Origin of the sequence: Halomonas pelophila (genome assembly GCF_040196315.1) — a bacterium.
Taxonomy (GTDB): domain Bacteria; phylum Pseudomonadota; class Gammaproteobacteria; order Pseudomonadales; family Halomonadaceae; genus Halomonas; species Halomonas pelophila.
Genome location: NZ_JBEGCI010000002.1, coordinates 37,653 through 55,568, shown reverse-complemented (window position 1 = coordinate 55,568; position 17,916 = coordinate 37,653). Strand labels below are relative to the sequence as shown.

Annotated in this window: 21 protein-coding genes; 6 read left to right on the top strand and 15 right to left on the bottom strand. The window is 67.0% G+C overall.

Annotated features, from left to right (window positions below; genetic code table 11):
• The first annotated feature begins 24 nt into the window (after positions 1-24).
• The gene (locus ABE957_RS02020; RefSeq protein ID WP_349757012.1) at positions 25-471 is read left to right on the top strand and encodes a hypothetical protein; all 447 of its coding nucleotides are present in this window, start codon (positions 25-27) and stop codon (positions 469-471) included.
• Here ABE957_RS02020 and ABE957_RS02015 read toward each other — a convergent pair.
• The 7 genes from ABE957_RS02015 to ABE957_RS01985 form a co-directional block, all read right to left on the bottom strand.
• Positions 392-1,174, bottom strand: a complete 783-nt coding sequence (locus ABE957_RS02015; protein WP_349757010.1) for a SanA/YdcF family protein — start codon at positions 1,172-1,174, stop codon at positions 392-394. The two genes, ABE957_RS02020 and ABE957_RS02015, sit on opposite strands and share 80 nt — an antisense overlap.
• Positions 1,175-1,194: 20 nt before the next feature.
• The gene (sufT, locus tag ABE957_RS02010; protein WP_349757008.1) at positions 1,195-1,767 is read right to left on the bottom strand and encodes a putative Fe-S cluster assembly protein SufT; all 573 of its coding nucleotides are present in this window, start codon (positions 1,765-1,767) and stop codon (positions 1,195-1,197) included.
• Positions 1,768-1,785: 18 nt separating this feature from the next.
• Positions 1,786-3,027 (bottom strand): aminotransferase class V-fold PLP-dependent enzyme, encoded by a 1,242-nt coding sequence (locus tag ABE957_RS02005; protein ID WP_349757006.1) that lies wholly within the window; start codon positions 3,025-3,027, stop codon positions 1,786-1,788.
• Positions 3,028-3,030: 3 nt separating this feature from the next.
• Positions 3,031-4,380: a Fe-S cluster assembly protein SufD gene (gene sufD, locus ABE957_RS02000; RefSeq protein ID WP_349757005.1), complete on the bottom strand. Its 1,350-nt coding sequence runs from the start codon at positions 4,378-4,380 to the stop codon at positions 3,031-3,033.
• Complete coding sequence (gene sufC, locus ABE957_RS01995) at positions 4,377-5,129, bottom strand: Fe-S cluster assembly ATPase SufC (RefSeq protein WP_349757003.1); 753 nt, start codon at positions 5,127-5,129, stop codon at positions 4,377-4,379. The genes sufD and sufC overlap by 4 nt, the downstream gene beginning before the upstream one ends.
• A gap of 238 nt (positions 5,130-5,367) precedes the next feature.
• Positions 5,368-6,810 (bottom strand): Fe-S cluster assembly protein SufB, encoded by a 1,443-nt coding sequence (gene sufB, locus ABE957_RS01990; protein WP_349757002.1) that lies wholly within the window; start codon positions 6,808-6,810, stop codon positions 5,368-5,370.
• 71 nt (positions 6,811-6,881) lie between these two features.
• A complete protein-coding gene (locus ABE957_RS01985; RefSeq protein ID WP_349757000.1) occupies positions 6,882-7,343 on the bottom strand; it encodes an SUF system Fe-S cluster assembly regulator in 462 nt (153 codons plus the stop codon).
• A gap of 244 nt (positions 7,344-7,587) precedes the next feature.
• Between ABE957_RS01985 and ABE957_RS01980 the strand changes: the two genes are divergently transcribed.
• Both ABE957_RS01980 and ABE957_RS01975 read left to right on the top strand, forming a co-directional pair.
• On the top strand, positions 7,588-7,728 hold the full coding sequence (locus tag ABE957_RS01980; protein WP_349756998.1) for a hypothetical protein: 141 nt from the start codon (positions 7,588-7,590) through the stop codon (positions 7,726-7,728).
• 45 nt (positions 7,729-7,773) lie between these two features.
• A complete protein-coding gene (locus ABE957_RS01975; protein ID WP_349756997.1) occupies positions 7,774-8,691 on the top strand; it encodes a complex I NDUFA9 subunit family protein in 918 nt (305 codons plus the stop codon).
• Positions 8,692-8,693: 2 nt separating this feature from the next.
• Here the strand turns inward: ABE957_RS01975 and ABE957_RS01970 are convergent, their stop codons facing one another.
• From ABE957_RS01970 to ABE957_RS01955, 4 genes are all read right to left on the bottom strand, one after another.
• Positions 8,694-9,032, bottom strand: coding sequence for a zinc ribbon domain-containing protein YjdM (locus tag ABE957_RS01970; RefSeq protein ID WP_349756996.1), 339 nt, complete (start codon positions 9,030-9,032; stop codon positions 8,694-8,696).
• Positions 9,033-9,399: 367 nt separating this feature from the next.
• Entirely contained in the window at positions 9,400-9,945 is a 546-nt protein-coding gene (gene gloA, locus ABE957_RS01965) for a lactoylglutathione lyase (RefSeq protein WP_349756995.1), read from the bottom strand.
• Positions 9,946-10,020: 75 nt separating this feature from the next.
• On the bottom strand, positions 10,021-11,604 hold the full coding sequence (locus ABE957_RS01960; RefSeq protein WP_349756993.1) for a GMC family oxidoreductase: 1,584 nt from the start codon (positions 11,602-11,604) through the stop codon (positions 10,021-10,023).
• Positions 11,605-11,657: 53 nt separating this feature from the next.
• Positions 11,658-12,248, bottom strand: a complete 591-nt coding sequence (locus ABE957_RS01955) for a twin-arginine translocation signal domain-containing protein (protein ID WP_349756992.1) — start codon at positions 12,246-12,248, stop codon at positions 11,658-11,660.
• Between the two features lie 233 nt (positions 12,249-12,481).
• Here ABE957_RS01955 and ABE957_RS01950 point away from each other — a divergent pair, with 233 nt between their 5' ends.
• Together ABE957_RS01950 and ABE957_RS01945 are read left to right on the top strand one after the other, a co-directional pair.
• On the top strand, positions 12,482-12,766 hold the full coding sequence (locus ABE957_RS01950) for a ribbon-helix-helix domain-containing protein (RefSeq protein ID WP_349756991.1): 285 nt from the start codon (positions 12,482-12,484) through the stop codon (positions 12,764-12,766).
• A 99-nt stretch (positions 12,767-12,865) separates the two neighbouring features.
• A complete protein-coding gene (locus ABE957_RS01945) occupies positions 12,866-13,498 on the top strand; it encodes a DsbA family oxidoreductase (RefSeq protein WP_349756990.1) in 633 nt (210 codons plus the stop codon).
• 31 nt (positions 13,499-13,529) lie between these two features.
• On the opposite strand, the gene ABE957_RS01940 is transcribed toward ABE957_RS01945, so the two are convergent.
• The 3 genes from ABE957_RS01940 to ABE957_RS01930 form a co-directional block, all read right to left on the bottom strand.
• The gene (locus ABE957_RS01940; protein WP_349756989.1) at positions 13,530-14,033 is read right to left on the bottom strand and encodes an Hsp20/alpha crystallin family protein; all 504 of its coding nucleotides are present in this window, start codon (positions 14,031-14,033) and stop codon (positions 13,530-13,532) included.
• A gap of 164 nt (positions 14,034-14,197) precedes the next feature.
• Complete coding sequence (locus ABE957_RS01935) at positions 14,198-15,103, bottom strand: EamA family transporter (RefSeq protein ID WP_349756988.1); 906 nt, start codon at positions 15,101-15,103, stop codon at positions 14,198-14,200.
• Between the two features lie 287 nt (positions 15,104-15,390).
• Entirely contained in the window at positions 15,391-15,828 is a 438-nt protein-coding gene (locus tag ABE957_RS01930) for a nucleoside deaminase (RefSeq protein WP_349756987.1), read from the bottom strand.
• A 178-nt stretch (positions 15,829-16,006) separates the two neighbouring features.
• Here ABE957_RS01930 and ABE957_RS01925 point away from each other — a divergent pair, with 178 nt between their 5' ends.
• The gene (locus ABE957_RS01925) at positions 16,007-17,125 is read left to right on the top strand and encodes a histone deacetylase family protein (protein ID WP_349756986.1); all 1,119 of its coding nucleotides are present in this window, start codon (positions 16,007-16,009) and stop codon (positions 17,123-17,125) included.
• 21 nt (positions 17,126-17,146) lie between these two features.
• On the opposite strand, the gene ABE957_RS01920 is transcribed toward ABE957_RS01925, so the two are convergent.
• Positions 17,147-17,905, bottom strand: a complete 759-nt coding sequence (locus ABE957_RS01920) for a VIT1/CCC1 transporter family protein (RefSeq protein ID WP_349756984.1) — start codon at positions 17,903-17,905, stop codon at positions 17,147-17,149.
• Positions 17,906-17,916: the final 11 nt, after the last annotated feature.

Here is a 17,916-nt window from a genome sequence, read left to right as displayed (position 1 = left end):
CGTCACCGGAGGAGGTGACCGCTCATGTTTCTCGACAATCGCCAGGTGGCGATGGACAGTGCCCTCGAGGCAATGGCCGACAGCATCGATTATTTCCAGGACAATCTCGAGCGCCTGCATCCGGCGCTGCGCGATAGCCTGAAGCCCCACTATGAGGCGCGCAGCCGATCGATGCAGAAGCTGCAGGAGCTGTCGCGCAAGCACCTCAAGCTGCTGCCCCGCGACGCCGATGTCGAGCGCGACGACTACATGTGGCTGTGGAGCCGCCTGAAGAGCTTCGTCGGCAACGAGAGCCTGGTGGTGATCGGTGAGCTGCTCGAGCAGGAGCGGGTGCTGATGCAGGCGCTCTCCACCCTCTTCACCCATCCCCTGCCCGAGCCGCTGGAACCAGTCATCGAGGAGTGCTGGAAAGGCTGCCGGGCGCTGATTCGGGAGCTGTATCGCCTGCAGAAGCAGCGCCAGAAGCGCTGAACAACCCCGGCGGCATCAGCAGACGCTCACGCTCATCCGGCGTGATGTCCAGCGGCTCGAGCGGCCCAAGAAAGTGCGGCTCGCGCTCCCACACGTATAGATCCCCCAAGGTGGCCACCCGCGCCACCCACTCGCGCAGCTTGAGCCGCCAGAGCCCGGACACCGCGCGCTCCGGCGCCGCACAGCCGCGAACCTCCAGGCCCAGCGCCTCACCGATGAACAGCGCCCGCGGCAGGTGCCAGTCCTGGGTGATCAGCAGCGCGCGCTTCACGCCGAACACGTCCCTTGCCCGCGACAGGGTGTCGAAAGTGCTGAAGCCGGCATAGTCCAGGGTCATGTCCACGTCGCGCACGTCGCGGCTTCGCAGGTCGCGCCACATGGTCACCGGCTCGTTGTAGTAGCGGGTGCTGTTATCACCGGAGATCAGCAGGTGATCGACCCGTCCCTGGTGGATCAGCTTGGCGGCGGCCTCCATGCGCCCCTCGAAGTGCGGGTTGCGACTCCCGCTGCGCGTCCAGTGGGACGTGCCGAAGACGATGCCTACCGGTTCGCTGACGCACTGCGAGGAGACCGACTCGATGCGCCCCACGGTGCGACCCAGGACGTAGACGTTGGCCAGCACGAACAGCAACACCGCCAGGAGCGCAAGCGCTCCCAGCGTCATCAGTACTCCCTTGCAGAGCGTCCAGAATGGCAGGCGCATGGATCTCCCCGGCGCAACCGCTAGAACATTCCCAGTTCCAGCTTCGCTTCGTCGCTCATCATCTCACGACTCCAGGGGGGATCGAACACGATCTCGGTGTGCACCTTGCTGATCTGGGGGGCGCCGAGGATCTTGTTGCGCGCATCGGCGGCGATCACATCGCCCATGCCGCAGCCCGGGGCGGTCAGGGTCATGCGGATGGTGACGATGCGCTCGCCACTGATCAGCCGCTCGATGCGACAGCCGTAGACCAGGCCGAGGTCGACGATGTTGACCGGGATCTCAGGGTCGAAGCAGGTGCGCAGCTGGTCCCACACGAACTGCTCTATCTCCTCCTCCGAGGCGTCCTCGGGTAGCGTCGGACGCGGCAGCGCCTCCAGGCCCAGCGCGTCCAGATTGGCGCCCTCGACCAGGAAGAGGCGCCCCTCATAGCCCACGCTGACCGTGCTGCCCTTGGCCTGCATGACGCTGACGATGCTGTCCTCGGGCAGGGTCACGGTCTTGCCGAAGGGAATGGAAATCGCCGCCACGTCACGCTGCAGGGGCAGCTCCTGCCCCTTGTGCAGGGTGGCTATCTGCTCGATATCGCTCATGTCGCTCCTTGATAAGCCTCAGCGCAGCATGCCGACGACGCGCTCGAGCCCCTCGACGAAGACGTCGATCTCCTCGGGCGTGTTGTAGGCGGCGAAGGAGGCGCGGCAGGTCGCGTCCACGCCGAACTGCGACAGCAGCGGCTGGGCGCAGTGGTGGCCGGTGCGGATCGCGACGCCGAGCTGATCGATCAAGAGCCCGATGTCCTGGGAGTGGGCGCCGTCGACCACGAAGGAGAGCACGCCGGCCTTGTCCGGTGCGGTGCCGAGGATGCGCAGCCCCTCGATGCCGGCCACCCCCTCGGTGGCATGCTCGAGCAGGCGCGCCTCCCAGGCGCCGATCAGCGGCAGGCCGATGTCGCCGACCCACCTGAGGGCCCGCCCGAGGGCGATCACCTCGGCGATGGCCGGCGTGCCGGCCTCGAACTTGTGCGGGATGTCGGCGAAGGTGGTCGGCACCTCGAGAGAGACCGTCTTGATCATCTCGCCGCCGCCCTGCCAGGGCGGCATCGCCTCGAGCAGCTCGGCACGGCCATAGAGCACGCCCACCCCCGTGGGCCCGTAGACCTTGTGGCCAGAGAAGGCGTAGAAGTCGGCGTCGATGGCCTGGACGTCGATGGCCTGATGGGGCGCGGCCTGGGCGCCATCGATCAGGATGCGGGCGCCGTGCTCATGGGCCACGCGGGCCATCTCGGCCACCGGGTTGACGGTGCCGAAGGCGTTGGAGACGTGGTTCACGGCGACCAGGCGGGTGCGCTCGGTGAAGAGATCGCAGTAGGCCGCGAGGTCCAGCACGCCGCGCTCGTCGACTGGAATCACCTTGATGGTGAAGCCGAGCTCGCCGGCCAGCAGCTGCCACGGCACGATGTTGGAGTGGTGCTCGAGGCGCGAGATCAGCACCTCGTCGCCGGCCTTCAAGTTGGCCCGGCCCCAGGCGTTGGCCACCAGGTTGATCGCCTCGGTGGTGCCGCGGGTGAAGACGATCTCGCGATGGTCCGCGGCGTTCAGGAAGGCGCGCACCGTCTCCCGAGTGCCCTCGAAGGCCGCGGTGGCCTCGTCGGACAGGGTGTGCAGGCCGCGGTGGATGTTGGCGTTGTAACGACCGTAGTAGTCGTCGAACACCTCGATCACCTGGCGCGGCGTCTGGCTGGTGGCGGCATTGTCCAGATAGATGAGTGGCTTGCCGTGGACCTCCCGATCGAGGATCGGGAAGTCGCGTCGAAGCTTCGCCACGTCCAGGGTCAGGTCGCTGAAATCGGCCATGGCTTACTCCTCGTTCAGGGCCACGGCGGCTTCCACCAGGCCGGCCAGGTTGAAGCGCTCGGGCAGCTTGCCGGCGACCGCCAGCTCGACCCGTTCGGCCACCACATCGAGATTCACCTGCTCCATCACCTCGCCGGCGAAGGCCAGGGTCAGCAGGCCGCGGGCGGTCTGCTCGTCGAGGCCGCGGGTGCGCAGGGCGAACACCGCCTCCTCGTCGAGCTGGCCGGTGGTGGCGCCGTGGGCGCACTTCACGTCGTCGGCGTAGATCTCGAGCTCGGGCTTGGTGTCGATCTCCGCGCGGTCGGAGAGCAGCAGGTTGGCGTTGCTCTGCTCCGCCTCGATCTTCTGGCTGTCGCGCTTGACGATCACCTTGCCGTTGAAGACGCCATGGGCGCGGTCGTCGAGGATGCCCTTGTAGTTCTCGCGGGACACGGTGTGCGGCGCGTTGTGGTTGACCAGGGTGTGGTTGTCCACGTGCTGGCGACCCTGGCCGTAGAAGAGGCCGTTGAACTGCGTCTCCGCGCCCTGGCCGTTGAGTTCGGCCACCAGGTCATTGCGCACCAGCGCGCCGCCCAGGTTGAGATTGCACGAGGCGTAGCGGCTGTCGCGGGCCTGCTCCACGTGAATGCTGGCCACGTGCAGGTCCTTGAGCGAGGCCTCCTGCAGCTTGTAGTGGGTAAGCATCGCGCCGCGCTCGAGGATGATCTCCTCGACCAGGTTGGTGAAGTTGGCGGCCTCCTCCTGACCCACATGATGCTCGATCACCGTGGCCTCGCTGCGCCCGGCCATCTGGATCAGGATGCGCGGATGGCTCATCACCGCCTGCTCGCCGGCCCGGGAGAGGAACTGCAGCACGATGGGCTTCTCGACCACGGTGCCCGGCGCCAGGCGCAGCACGGCGCCCTCCTCCATGAAGGCGGTGTTGAGCGCGGCGAAGGATGAAAACTCGACGCCGGTCAGCCGGCCCAGCGGCCCGCCCACGGCCTCGTGGTTCTCCTCGAGGGCCGCCGAGAGCGGCATCAGCGCAACGCCCTCGGGCAGCTCATCGAGCCGCGACAGCGCCGGGGCGAAGACGCCGTCGACGAAGGTCAGGCGGTGCGCCTCGATCGGCAGCGTCAGCGCCGCCGCGCTGGCGGGCGAGAACTCGGCGTCGCTGGCCAGGGCGAAGTCGCCCCGGGCGATGGCGCGCACGTCGGTGTACTTCCACTCCTCGACCCGGCGATGGGGAAAGCCCATGGCCTCGAAGCGTGCCGCACCCGCCTGGCGCCGCGCGGCGATCCAGGTGGGTTCCGGCCCGCGGGCGGCGTTGCGCTCGGCCAGGCGGTCGAGGAAGGTCTTCACGTCTTCACTCATGCGGCGGACTCCTCCTGCACCCAGTCATAACCACGGCTCTCGAGCTCGAGGGCCAGCGCGGCATCGCCGCTCTTGACGATGCGGCCGTCGACCAGCACGTGGACCCGGTCCGGCACGATGTAGTCGAGCAGGCGCTGGTAGTGGGTCACCAGCAGGATGGCCCGGTCCTCGGCGCGCAGGGAGTTGACGCCATCGGCCACCACCTTCATGGCATCGATGTCGAGGCCGGAGTCGATCTCGTCGAGCATGGCGAGGCGCGGCTCGAGCACCAGCATCTGCAGGATCTCGTTGCGCTTCTTCTCGCCCCCGGAGAAGCCCTCGTTCACGGCCCGCTGCAGGAAGCTGGTGTCCATCTTCATGGAGGCCACCTTCTCCTTGATCAACTTCATGAACTCCGGCGCGGGGATCTCGCCCAGCCCCTCGGCCTCGCGCTTGGCGTTCAGCGCCGCCTTGAGCAGGTAGATATTCTTCACCCCCGGGATCTCCACCGGGTACTGGAAGCCCAGCAGCAGGCCGGCACGGGCGCGCTCCTCGATCTCCATCTCCAGCACGTCCTGGCCCTCGAAGGTGATCGAGCCCTGCGTTACCTCATAGCCGTCCTTGCCGGCGATCACCGCCGAGAGGGTCGACTTGCCGGCCCCATTGGGACCCATGATGGCGTGGACCTCACCGGCGTTGATGGTCAGCGTGAGGCCCTTGAGGATCTCGGAACCCTCGACCGTTACGTGCAGATCCTTGACTTCGAGCATGTTGACTACCTTTTGAGCTATCAGCCGCCGCGGCGACTTGCATAAGTTGATTCTTTTCCCGCCCGCAGGGACGCTCCCTGGTGCCTTGTCTCTGACAAGGATGAGCTGTTCCGGCGCCGGACCACCGCGAGGGCGCTGTGAGCCCCTCCCTGGGCGCTACCTTTGCCATCCATGGCAAAGGACCCTCGCTTAGGCCCGACCCCGGCGCTCATATCGCCGGGCCCTCGAGTGACGTTCGTTAACCCACGGCGCCTTCCAGAGTGACGTTCAGCAGCGCCTCGGCCTCCACGGCGAACTCCATCGGCAGCTCCTGGAAGACGTCCTTGCAGAAGCCGTTGACGATCATGCTGACCGCGTCCTCCTCGGAGATGCCCCGGCTCTGGCAGTAGAAGAGCTGATCCTCGCCGATCTTGGAGGTGGTGGCCTCGTGCTCCACCGTGGCGGTGCTGTTGCCGATCTCCTGGTAGGGGAAGGTGTGGGCGCCGCACTGATCGCCGATCAGCAGCGAGTCGCACTGGGTGAAGTTGCGCGCGCCCTTGGCCCGTGGGCCCACCTTCACCAGGCCGCGGTAGGACTGGTTGCTGCGTCCGGCGGAGATGCCCTTGGAGATGATGCTCGAGCGGGTGCCCTCGCCGATATGGATCATCTTGGTGCCGGTGTCGGCCTGCTGGCGACCGTTGGTCACCGCCACGGAGTAGAACTCGCCGATGCTGTCCTTGCCGCGCAGCACGCAGGAGGGGTACTTCCAGGTGATGGCGGAGCCGGTCTCGACCTGAGTCCAGCTGATCCGCGAGCGATCGCCGCGGCAGTCGCCGCGCTTGGTGACGAAGTTGTAGATGCCGCCCTTGCCGTCCTCGTCGCCGGGGTACCAGTTCTGCACCGTGGAGTACTTGATGTAGGCGTCTTCCAGGGCCACCAGTTCGACCACCGCGGCGTGCAGCTGGTTCTCGTCGCGCTGGGGCGCGGTGCAGCCTTCCAGATACGACACCTGGGCGCGGCTCTCGCAGACGATCAGCGTGCGCTCGAACTGCCCGGTGTTGGCGGCGTTGATGCGGAAGTAGGTGGAGAGCTCCATCGGGCAGGTCACGCCCTCGGGCACGAAGACGAAGGAGCCGTCGGTGAACACCGCCGAGTTGAGCGCCGCGAAGTAGTTGTCGCCCTGGGGCACCACGCTGCCCAGGTACTGCCGGACCAGCTCCGGGTAGTCGCGGACCGCCTCGGAGATGGAGCAGAAGATTACCCCCGCCTCGTGCAGCTTCTCCTTGAAGGTGGTGGTCACCGAGACGGAGTCGAAGACCGCGTCCACCGCCACGCCCGCCAGGGCCGCCCGCTCGTGCAGAGGAATGCCAAGCTTTTCATAGGTCTCGAGCAGCTTGGGATCGACCTCGTCGAGGCTCTGGGGCTTGTCCTCGTCGCGCTTGGGGGCGCTGAAGTAGGAGATCGCCTGATAGTCGATGGGTGGATAGTCGAGATGCGCCCAGGAGGGCGGCGTCATCTTGAGCCACTGTTGGTAGGCCTTGAGGCGCCACTCCAGCATCCATTCCGGCTCGCCCTTCTTGTTCGAGATGAAGGCGATGGTGCTCTCGTCCAGGCCGGGCGGTATCGTGTCGCTCTCGATGTCGGTCACGAAACCTTCTTTATATTCGCGACGGACAAGCTGTTCCATTTCCTGACTTGCCATGATGTTTCCCCTCCCGGGCGGTTGGGTCGGCGAGCACTGGCTCGCCTCGGGTAGTGAAATACTCGAGTGGATCAGGCTTCGGTGGCCAGACTCACGCTTTGAATGGGCAGCTGCACCGGCAGCTTGATCGGATGGGTATCGGCCAGGTGGGCCAGGGTCACGCCGTCCAGCAGGGTGCGGATGGCCAGTGAGACGCGCTGCCAGTTATCCGCGACGCCGCAGGTGGCGGCCAGGTCACAGTCGCCGCCAGCCTGACTGCACTCGGTCATGGCCACGGGGCCCTCGATGGCCGAGATGATGTCGCTGGCGGTGATCCGGGACGCAGGCCGCGCCAGCGAGTAGCCCCCCTGGGCGCCGCGTCGCGACTCCAGCAGCCCGGCACGCACCAGCATCTTCAGCGTCTTGCTGACCGTAGGGTGCGGCAGCTGGACCGCCTCGGCGAGTTCCGCCGCGGCGTGGGGCTGCTCGGGGTGCCGGGCGATCTGCGCCATCACCACCGCCGCGTAGTCGGTCAGTCTGGAAAGCTTCAGCAAGGCCTGACTCCCCGGGGTTTGACCCCCTCATATTCGATTGGGGACCAGTTTAGTCCTGTATGAATTTGATGTGAAGCCCCGCCGCCCGGGAAGCGTCAGAACCGACAGGATCGCGGCACGTTCGCCGCCATTCGCACAATAATGCCAATCATTCTCATTTGATATGCTACCGATCTTTCCAGCGACGCGACGCCTCGGTAGCATGTCGTTAATCCCTTCCGTCGTTTCCCGCGAGGCCGACACCATGACGACGACCTTCATGCTGCTGATCGGCGCGGCGCTGGCCGCGCTCGCCGCCCTGCACTGGCTGGTGTTTCGCCTGGTCAAGCGGGCGATCACCCGCTCGGAAACGAACCGGCAGCACGATGACCCGCGCCGGGACTGAGCGACGCCGCCCCGCAGCAGAGGCTGCACGGCGACAGGAGAGACGATGATGCGCGAGGCCCCGGTCGTGGTCTTCGGCGGCACCGGCTTTCTCGGTGACGCCATCGTTCGAGAGCTGGTGGAAACCGGCCGCGCGGTGCGCATCGCCGCCCGCCACCCGGCGCTGCCCGCCTGGGCCGAGGAGGGCGACGTCATCGAGCTCGCCACCGCCGACCTGCGTGACGAGGCGAGCGTGAGCGCGGCACTGGCGGGCGCCGGCGCCGTGGTGAATGCCGTCAGCCTCTATGTGGAGACCCGCGAGGCGAGCTTCGAGGCGATCCATGTCGACGGGGCCGGTCGACTGGCCCGCCTGGCGCGGGCGGCGGGCATCGCGCGGCTGGTGCAGGTCTCGGGCATCGGCGTCTCCCCCGACTCGCCCTCGGCCTATGTGCAGGCCCGGGCCCGCGGCGAGGCGGCAGTACTGGACGCCATGCCCAAGGCGATCATCGTGCGCCCCAGCGTGCTGTTCGGCCCCGACGACGCCTTCCTCTCGGGCCTTGCAGGCCTCACCCGGCTGCCGCTGATTCCTCTGTTCGGCCGCGGCGCGACCCGGCTGCAGCCGGTGCATGTGAATGACGTGGCCCGGGCCATCGCCCAGCTGACCGGCCGCCCCGCGACCCCGCGGCGCCTCTTCGAGCTCGGCGGCCCCGAGGTGCTGCGCTACCGCGAGATCCTCGAACTGCTGCTCGACCACCTCGGGCGAGAACGGCCTCTGGTGCCGCTGCCCTTCCTGGCGTGGCGGTTCGTCGCCGCCCTGGCCAGCCGGCTGCCCGTGCCGCCGCTGACCCGCGACCAGGTGATCCTGATGCAGACCGACAACGTCGCCGAAGAGGATGTCGGCGGCTTCCGTGACCTGAAGATCCTGCCCCACACGCTGTGCGAGAGCCTGCCGAGCTGCCTGCCGACACCGCCCGCCCGGGGCTGATCTCAGGCCTTCTTGACGAACTCCGACTTGAGCTTCATCGGCCCGATACCGTCGATCTTGCAGTCGATGTCGTGATCTCCCTCGACCAGGCGGATGTTCTTGACCTTGGTACCGACCTTCACCACCGAGGAGGAGCCCTTGATCTTGAGGTCCTTGATCACGGTCACGCTGTCGCCGTCGGCCAGCGGGTTGCCATTGGCATCGCGGATCACCGCCTCATCCTCGCTCGCCGCCGCGGCGTCCTTCGACCACTCGTGGCCGCACTCCGGGCAGACGTACTGCATGCCGTCGTCGTAGGTGAACTCGGAGCCGCACTCGGGGCAGTTGGGCAGATCGCTCATCGCAGAGGTCCTGTGCATGGGGAGAAAGGCGGCAAGCCTACACCCCGCGCCCGCGATGCTCCAGTTGACCATCGCGCTGATGCGACCGCAGCGGTGAGCCTCCGGGAGCAGCGGCCACAAGACAACCCAGCCATCGGATGAAGCATTCGGTCATGGGTCGCGAAGGTTAAGCTGCTGCGTCACAGGGCGGCGTGACCATGGCCCGGGCTGTCACGAGCGATGCCCCGTGCCGGAGAGCGCGATCGAGGCAGCAGGTCGATGGTGGGTGAGGCCGCCGACCGTCTGGCCGAGCCTGTCGACGTGACCGCCATGCACGGCGGCCTTTGCGGCCTCCCCGCCCATCACGGGGAGACGGACGTCCCCTCCTTTAGCCCGGTGCTCCGTCTCCCAGGGCGGAGAGTCGGTCGGCCTGCACGACCTCGATCCAGTAGCCGTCGACATCCTTGACGAACACCACGTCCTTCATCTTGCCCTGGTCGGAGCGCTTGACGAACTCCACCTCGTTGGCATCGAACCAGGCCTCGGCCGCCTCCAGGTCCGGCACCGAGAAGCAGATGTGGCCGAAGCCCTGCGGTTCGGCATTGCCGTCGTGGTAGATCCGCCCCTCCTGGCCCTCGGTTCCCCAATTGTGGGTCAACTCCAGCACGCCGCGCTGACTGAAGGTCCAGACGGTGCGCTCGCCTGTCTCCTCGGGAACGGTCTCGCCGGCTTCCGGACGGGCCAGGAAGTAGAGCGAGAACTGCATCGCCTCGAAGTCGAGCCTGCGCAGCACCCTCATGCCGAACACCCGAGTATAGAAGCTCAGCGACGCCTCGGGGTCCTTGATCCTGAGCATGGTGTGGTTGAGGCGAAAGCCGTCGGCCTCGGGAGGCGGCACCTGTACGCCGGGATACTGCTCACCTGCAAAGCTCATATCGCAACTCCTTGATCGATAACCTATGAGGGACGAGAGACGCGCCCGCTCCTCCGGGCGCGTCCCGTGACCGCATCAGACCACGCCTTGCTGCATCAGCCGGCCGATATGCTCGGCCTGGCGGATGGCCAACGACACGATCGTCAGTGTGGGGTTCTCCGCGGCGGAGGTCGTGAACTGGCTGCCGTCCGAGATGAAGAGGTTGGGAATCTCGTGGGCCTGGCCGTAGCCGTTGCAGACGCCATCCTCGGGCCGCTCGCTCATCCGGCAGGTGCCCAGGTTATGGGTCGAGGGATACGGCGGCACCTCGTAGATATCCCTGGCCCCCACCGAGCGATAGAGCTCGGTGCCCTGGCGGTAGCCGTGCTCGCGCATGGCGATGTCATTGGGATGGTCGTCGTAATGGACGTTGGCCACCGGTAGCCCGTAGCGGTCGGTGACCTCGGGGTTGAGGGTCACGCGGTTGCTCTCCTGGGGCAGGTCCTCGCCCACCAGCCACATGCCGGCCATGTTCTCGTACTGGCCGAGGGCACCGGTGAAGCGCGGCCCCCAGGCGCCGGGGTCGAGGAAGGCCGCCATGAACGGCAGGCCCAGCGACAGGGTCTCCATCTCGTAGCCGCCGACGAAGCCCCGCTCGGGATCATGGTGCGCCTCGTCGGAGACGATGCCGGCCATGGTGGTGCCGCGATACATGTGCACGGGCTCATCGAAGGTGGCGTAGACCGAGCCGGTCATGTGGCGCATGTAGTTGCGGCCCACCTGGCCCGAGCCATTAGCAAGCCCCTCCGGAAACATCGTGCTGGCCGAGTTGAGCAGCAGTCGCGGCGTCTCCAGGGAGTTGCCTGCTACCGCCACGAGTCGCGCCTTTTGACGCTGCTCCTTGCCGGCGGCATCGAAATAGACCACCGCCGTGACCTTGCCACTGCCATCGTGCTCGATGCGTGCCACATGGGACTCGGGACGCAGCTCCAGATGACCGGTGGCGATCCCCGCCGGCAGCTCGGTGTAGAGCGTCGACCACTTGGCGCCGGTCTTGCAGCCCTGGAAGCAGAAGCCGCGCTGCTGACAGGCGGCGCGTCCGTCGCGAGGCGCGCTGTTGATGGCCATGTGTCCCGTGTTGCAGGAATAACCGAGGTTCTTCGCCCCGTTGTACATCACCTTGAAGTTGTTGTTGCCAGGCAACCCCTTGATGTCATTGGTCCGTGTTACCCCCATGCGCCGTTCGGCGAGGTCGTAATAGGGGGCAAGATCGTCATAGCTGAGCGGCCAGTCGAGCAGGTTGGCCCCCTCCACCTCGCCGTAGGTCGACAGCGCGGCGAATTCGTGGGGCTGGAGGCGCAGGCTGGCGCCAGCCCAGTGAACGGTGGTGCCGCCCACCGACTTGACGATCCATGCCGGCAGGTTGGGGAAGTCCTTGGCGAGGCGGAAACTGCCCGAGGTGGTCCGGGGATCCAGCCAGGCGAGCTGAGCAAAGGAGGCCCACTCGTCGGCCAGGAAGTCGCCGGTGGTGTGCAAGGCACCGGCCTCCAACACCACCACATCGATACCCTGCTGAGCGAGCTCGTTGGCCAGGGTTCCGCCTCCGGCCCCCGATCCGATCACCACCACGACGCTATCGTCATCATGGTCAAACGTCTTCTGATTATCGGTAATTGCCATCTTGGCCTCTCCAGTTGCGTTTTTGTTCTCTCGTTGGTCGCCCGGCGGCGCGGTCAGGCCGTCGGTTCCTCGAAGGGCAGGTAACCACCCTGAGGCTGGGGAGGGTCGGGCAGCCAGGTGAGGTCGTTGAAGCCTTTCGTCAGGTAGCCGCCATCACCCTCGGCGCCCTGGTAGCCGAAATGGGCAAAGGCCAGAGGGTTGTCGTAGAGCGATACCACGGCATCGCCACGGATGGCCTCGAAGAAGGGAGTCCCGCCCATGGGGGTGAGGATCTCGAGCCGCCTGGCATCGTCGATGGTCAGGAAGTCGCCCCCGGCGGCGGCATCCAGCTCGGCAATGCCCTCGTCGAGCAGGTGGCCCAGTGCGCTCACCTGATCCAGGTTATCCGCCGCCCGAGTCTTGCGATCCAGACTCTTCACGACATGGGCGTAGACGGCGTCCTCGAGGTCGGGATGGGGGAAGATTTGACGGGTGACGGCCAGCAGGACCTCGCCCTGGCGACTGGTCAAGTTATCGAGCGGCATGGCCCAGCTCCGCGAGGGCGCCAGCAGAGCAATGGAGCCGCTGGCAAAGGCCAGGGTACCGGCCAGAACGCCGCCACTCGCCTTGAGAAAGACACGGCGGGACATCGTTGGTGAACTCATCGCTGAACTCTCCGGGGTGAGCGGCGCTGCGCCCTCTGGGCCGCGCCTGGTTTCTTGTTGTTGGGATACACCGGCGTACCGGCCACCTGATATTGAGAGTAGTGACAAGCATGGCCGGAGGGGTAACAGCGGGTTACTACATCGACGATGGTCTAATGCTCAAGCCAAGCGGCAGCAGGCAAGGTCGAAGGTGCCGGGGTGGTTCCGGCGCCCTGATCCTGCGGAGTGATGCCATGTGCCACGTCTACGCCTCCACCGATCCCCGACGCTACGAATGCGTCACCCGCTCGCTGCGCGTCCAGGGCAGCGTGACCAGCGTTCGCCTTGAACAGGAGTTTTGGGAGATCCTCGACCAGATGGCCCAAGACCAGCAGCTCTCCACCAGCCGGTTCATCAGCGAGCTCTACATGGAAGTCCTGGCGACCAAGGGAGCCGTGCCCAACCTCACGTCGATGCTGCGGGTCGCCTGCGCGGTACACCTGCATATCCGCGCCGAACCCGCCTCACGCAGCGCCTGACACCACACCACGCAACGTTCCACGTTCGCTCCGAGTCATTTTCCTCCGAAGTACCTGCTGCTACGCTGCCGGGCCATGCCGCGACACTCAGGAGCCCCGATGACCCGGCCGCGCATCACCCTCGACGTCTTCAGCGACTTCGTCTGTCCCTTCTGTTACCTGGAGGCGCCGGAGCTCGATGCCCTGGCCGAGCGCTTCACGGGCGAGATCATGATCCGCTGGCGCGCCTTCGAGCTGCGCCCCGCGCCGGAACCGACCCTCGACCCCGACGGCGACTACCTCCACGACGTCTGGGCGCGGGCCGTCTACCCCATGGCGGCGGAGCGCGGCATGACCCTGCGCCTGCCCCGCCTGCAGCCGCGCTCGCGACTGGCCCACGAGGCCAGCGCCTGGGCCGAAGATCAGCACAACACGGGTACCGCTGCGACGATGCGCACGGCGCTCTTTCGCGGCTTCTTCGAGGAGAGCCTGGACCTGGCCGACCCCGAGGCCCTCGCCCGGGTGGCCGATGCCCTCGCGCTCGACGGCGCGGCCCTGCACCGAGCGCTCATGGCGGGTGACTACCGCGAGCAGGTGCTGGCCGATCAGCGCCTCGCCAGCGAGCTCGGCATCGGCGGCGTGCCGGGTCTGCGCTTCTCGTTGGACGGCGAACACGCCGGAGTACTCGAAGGCGCCCAGCCGCGCCGGCAGCTATTCCTTGCCGTCGAGCGACTGCGCGATCTGATGGGCTGACCTGATGGGTTAGGGCACGCTAGCGCCCGAGCTACTTCACCTCGACCTTGCGGCGATTGGCCCGCTTGAGCTTCGGCAGCGTCAGCTCCAGGACGCCGTTGGTGAAGCGTGCCTTGGCCTGGTCGGTGTCGACCTCGCCGGGCAGGGCCACGGTGCGCGTGAAGGAGCCGTGAGAGATCTCGGAGCGAAAGTACTCGCCCTCCTCCTTCTTGCTCTCCTCGCGGTGGTCGCCCTTGATGGTCACCGCACCGTCGGTCACCGAGACATCGAGCTCCTCGCGCTCGAAGCCCGGGGCCTCGGCCCGCACTACGACCTCGGCGTCCCGGTCGATGATATCGACCTTGGGCATGCCCTTCTCGAAGGCGGCAAAGCGCTCCCAGAGGGGGTTCTCCCAGCGGGAGGGCATCCGGCCGCGATCGAAGAAGCTCTCTAACATGCGGTCGAACTCGCGGAACGGGCTCATCGCCCGGGACTCCGTCGGCTGGGCAGACGACTCGGTGGAGACCGGGACATCCTTAGCGGTTTTCTTGGCCATGACGCTACCTCCTTTTGATCGGATCGTAAGGGGAGCGAGCGGGGAAGCCCGGGAGAACACGCCGGGGAGGGCTCGCCCAAGGTAAATATAGTCTCGCCCCGCTCCCCCGCATTGATCCATATCAAGGGCGTATCGCCATCGGCCGGGACCGCGACGCCTCGGGCTCAGTCCATTTGCGCCTTGAGCACCGACCCTGCCGAGAACGCCAGCAGCAGGAAGGCGCCGCTGAAGAAGAGCGTTTCGGGCGAGATCGGCTGTCGCAGCCAGAGCGCCGCCGCGATGATCGCCGTGATCGGCTCGAAACCGTAGAGGAGGCCCGCCACCCCGGGGCTCAGGGGGTCGTCCCCAGCGCCTCGGGCCACGCCGAGCTGGAGCAGCGTGTACCCGAGGCCGGTGCCCACCACGCCCGCGAGGATGACATCGCCGTTGCCGGCGGCCTCGAGCAGGGCCGAGAGCGTCGTGTCGGTGGTCAGCAGCGCCAGCGCCGCGGCGATGATGCACCCGTAGGCGAGGTACCAGCCGACGGACGCCAGGTCGTCGGCGGCATGCCGGCTACGCAGCAGCACGGGCAGCAGACCGTAGATCGCACCACTCACCACGGCCGCCCAGAGCGACCAGGAGACCTGTGCACGGGCGTTGTGCGCCGAGAGCACCGTGGCGATCAACGCCACCAGAACGGAGGTGAGGATGAAGACATGCTCGAGGCGCAGACGCCCTGAGGTCTCGACCAGGAACCCGACGACGGCCGACGTGCCGACCAGCGTGATGATCACCGGGGTCACGTCGTTGGTCTCGAGCGCCAGGCTGTAGAGAAAGATGGTCGCCCACCCGATGAGCAGGCCGTTACGCAGTAGCGAGAGATGGTCCCGCGGGAGTCGCCGGCCGGGCGCCCTTGCGCGCTGCAGGCAACAGGCCCCCATCACGGCCACGGCCCCCCAGAAGAGGCGCCCCGTGACGAGCTCGGAGGTACTGAGACCTCGGTCGAATGCCGCCTCGGTCGGCACGACCACGAGCCCGATCATCGCCGCGCCCAACGCGAAGCACACGGCACGCGGCAGGGGGAGGATCATGGGGCACGGAGGGCGCGGAGAAACGGCCCGGAAAGGCGGAGAGTCGGCAAGATGAAGGTCCTGGCAGCGTCTGTCTCCAAAGACAGAGAAGAACATCATGCCGGGCGCACGCGCCCTGGCGGCTGGAGACCATCTGCCAGGCTAGCCCGAACGAGCGGCTGCGATGTCACTCGCATCCTGCTCCAAGGCGACGAGGCGTCATCCCGGAGCAGATGCTCTCAAGGTAGCAGTACTCGGCCGGCTTGACCCGGATCAAGGGCGTCTCGCCAAGCCCCGACGGCTAAGCGCTACTCGCCGATGTCCTCGTGCCACAGCTCGGGCGAGGCCGCGATGAAGGACGCCATCAGCGCAATGCACTCGGGATCCTGCCACACCTCTACCTCGACGCCGCGTTCCTTGAGCAGCGCCTCCTCGCCCAGGAAGGTCTGGTTCTCGCCGATCACCACCCGGGGGATGCCGTAGAGCAGGATGGCGCCGCTGCACATCGCGCAGGGCGAAAGCGTGGTATAGAGCGTGCTCTCCCGGTAGACCTCGGCCGGATGGCGCCCGGCGTTCTCCAGGGCATCCATCTCGCCATGCAGCACCGCGCTGCCCAGCTGCACGCGACGGTTCCGGCCGCGGCCGAGGATGACGCCGCGGTGCACCAGCACCGAGCCGATGGGGATGCCGCCCTCATCGAGCCCCTGACGGGCCTCCTCGAGTGCGGCCTGCATGAAGTGTTCCATTGGCGGACTCCTGCCGGGTGACGATGCGCCCCAGCCTACGTTGCTCGGCCACAAGCGCGCCAGCCCCGTGCCGGTCGACAAGGCGCCCTGCGTTGAATGCAGGCCGCCACGCAACCCGGCTATGGTGTAGCCAGGCATCCGCTCCCGGGTGCCGTCCTACCCTTCGGGAGTCGCCATCGTGGTTAGCCAGACCCGTGTGATCACCTTCTATGACGAGCGAATGCTGGACCACCAGCCCAACATCGAGGTGCCCTTCCTGCCCGACCGCATGGACAAGCGGATCCGTCAGCTGCTCGCCGGGCTCGGCACCCCCTGGAAATATCCGGAGCACCCTGGACGCCTGACGGCCATTCACCATCTGCTGGAGCGCGAACCGATTCCAGGGCTTGTCTTCGAACCAGGGAGAGCCGCCACCCGCGAGCAGCTTGGCCGGGTCCATACCACCTCCTACCTGAACGAGATCTTCGACCTGCGCGGTCAGAATGCCTGGCTGGACGTGGATACCACGGCGGTCTCACCGGGCAGCATCGAGGCCGCCGAGGTCGCCGCCGGCACCTCCATCGCCGCCGTGGAGGCCGTCATGAAGGGCCGGTCCGAGAGTGCCTTCGCCCTGGTGCGCCCTCCCGGCCATCATGCGGAGCCGGTTCGAGCGAGGGGGTTCTGCCTGTTCAACAACGTCGCGGTGGCCGCCGCCCACGCCCGAGAAGCTCTGGGCTGCCGGCGGGTGATGATCATCGATTGGGACGCCCATCACGGCAACGGCACCCAGGAGATCTTCTGGGCCGATCCCGATGTGCTGTTCTTCGACATCCACCGCGCCAGCCCCTTCTACCCCGGTTCGGGTCAGCTCGACGAGATCGGCGCCGGCCGCGGCGAGGGCACCATCATCAACGTTCCGGTTCCCGCGGGCACCGGGGATGAGGCCTACCTCAAGGCCTTTCGCGACATCCTGTTCCCCGCCGCGGACTGGTTCCGCCCCGATCTGATCCTGGTCTCGGCGGGCTTCGACCCGCACTGGCACGACCTGGCGCTGAACGTCTCCTACGAGGGCTTCGGGGCCATGACCGGCCTGCTGCGGTCACTCGCCGAGCGACACTGCGACGGCCGCCTGGTCTTCGTGCTGGAGGGCGGCTACAACCTCGAGTCGCTCTCCCGGGGCACCCGGGCAGTGCTCTCGGTGCTGGCCGGCGAGCCGCCCCCCGAGCCTGGCAGCTGTGGGATGGCCGAGGTGGAAGCGGCCGCCGCCTACCATCGCAGCGCCTTCGTCGACCCGAGCGGCGACACTTCCGCCTCCTGAGCATCGCGAGCCGCACCCCCGTCACGGCCCCACGCCGAACATCGCCTGTGCCAAGTAGCCGGTGAAGAAGGCCAGTCCCGCCGCGGCCCCGCCGATCAGCAGGGTTCGCAGCCCCGACGTCAGCAGCGGCTGGTGATAGACGAGGCTCTTGCCCATGCCGATCAGGAAGAACATCAGCCCGGCCACCGCCAGGCTCGTCAGGAACTGCCGTGTGGGATCGAGCCAAGGCATCGCATAGGGCACGAGCGGCATGGCGCCGACGACCATGAAGGCCAGAAAGGTCGCCCACGCCGAGCGCATCGGGCTGAGTCCGACCGTTTGCAGGCCATGCTCCTCGGACACCATGGTCTCTACCCATGTCTCGCGATTGCTGCAGATGGTCTCCACCACCCGTTCCAGGGTTTCCCCCGCGAACCCCTTGCGCTGGAAGATCTGGCGGATCTCCTCGCGCTCCCCCTCCGGCACCACGTCGATATGGTGATGCTCGGCGCGACGCACCCCGTCGACATGCTCGCGCTGGGCATGGACCGCCTCGTAGTTGCTGATCGCCATGCTGAAGCCGTCCGCGAGCAGGTTGGCGACCCCCAGCACCAGCGCGACCGTGGAGGAGAACCCTGCACCGAAGGCTCCGGTGACCACGGCGAAGGTGGTCACGCAGCCGTCGATACCGCCGAGGATGGCGTCGGGCAGGTGCCGGTGACGGGAGGGGGCTCGAAGCCGCCGCTCGATCATCTCCGGCCGATGCTCCTGCTCCAGCGCGTCCCGCCGCCGATCGTTCATATGGCCTCGCA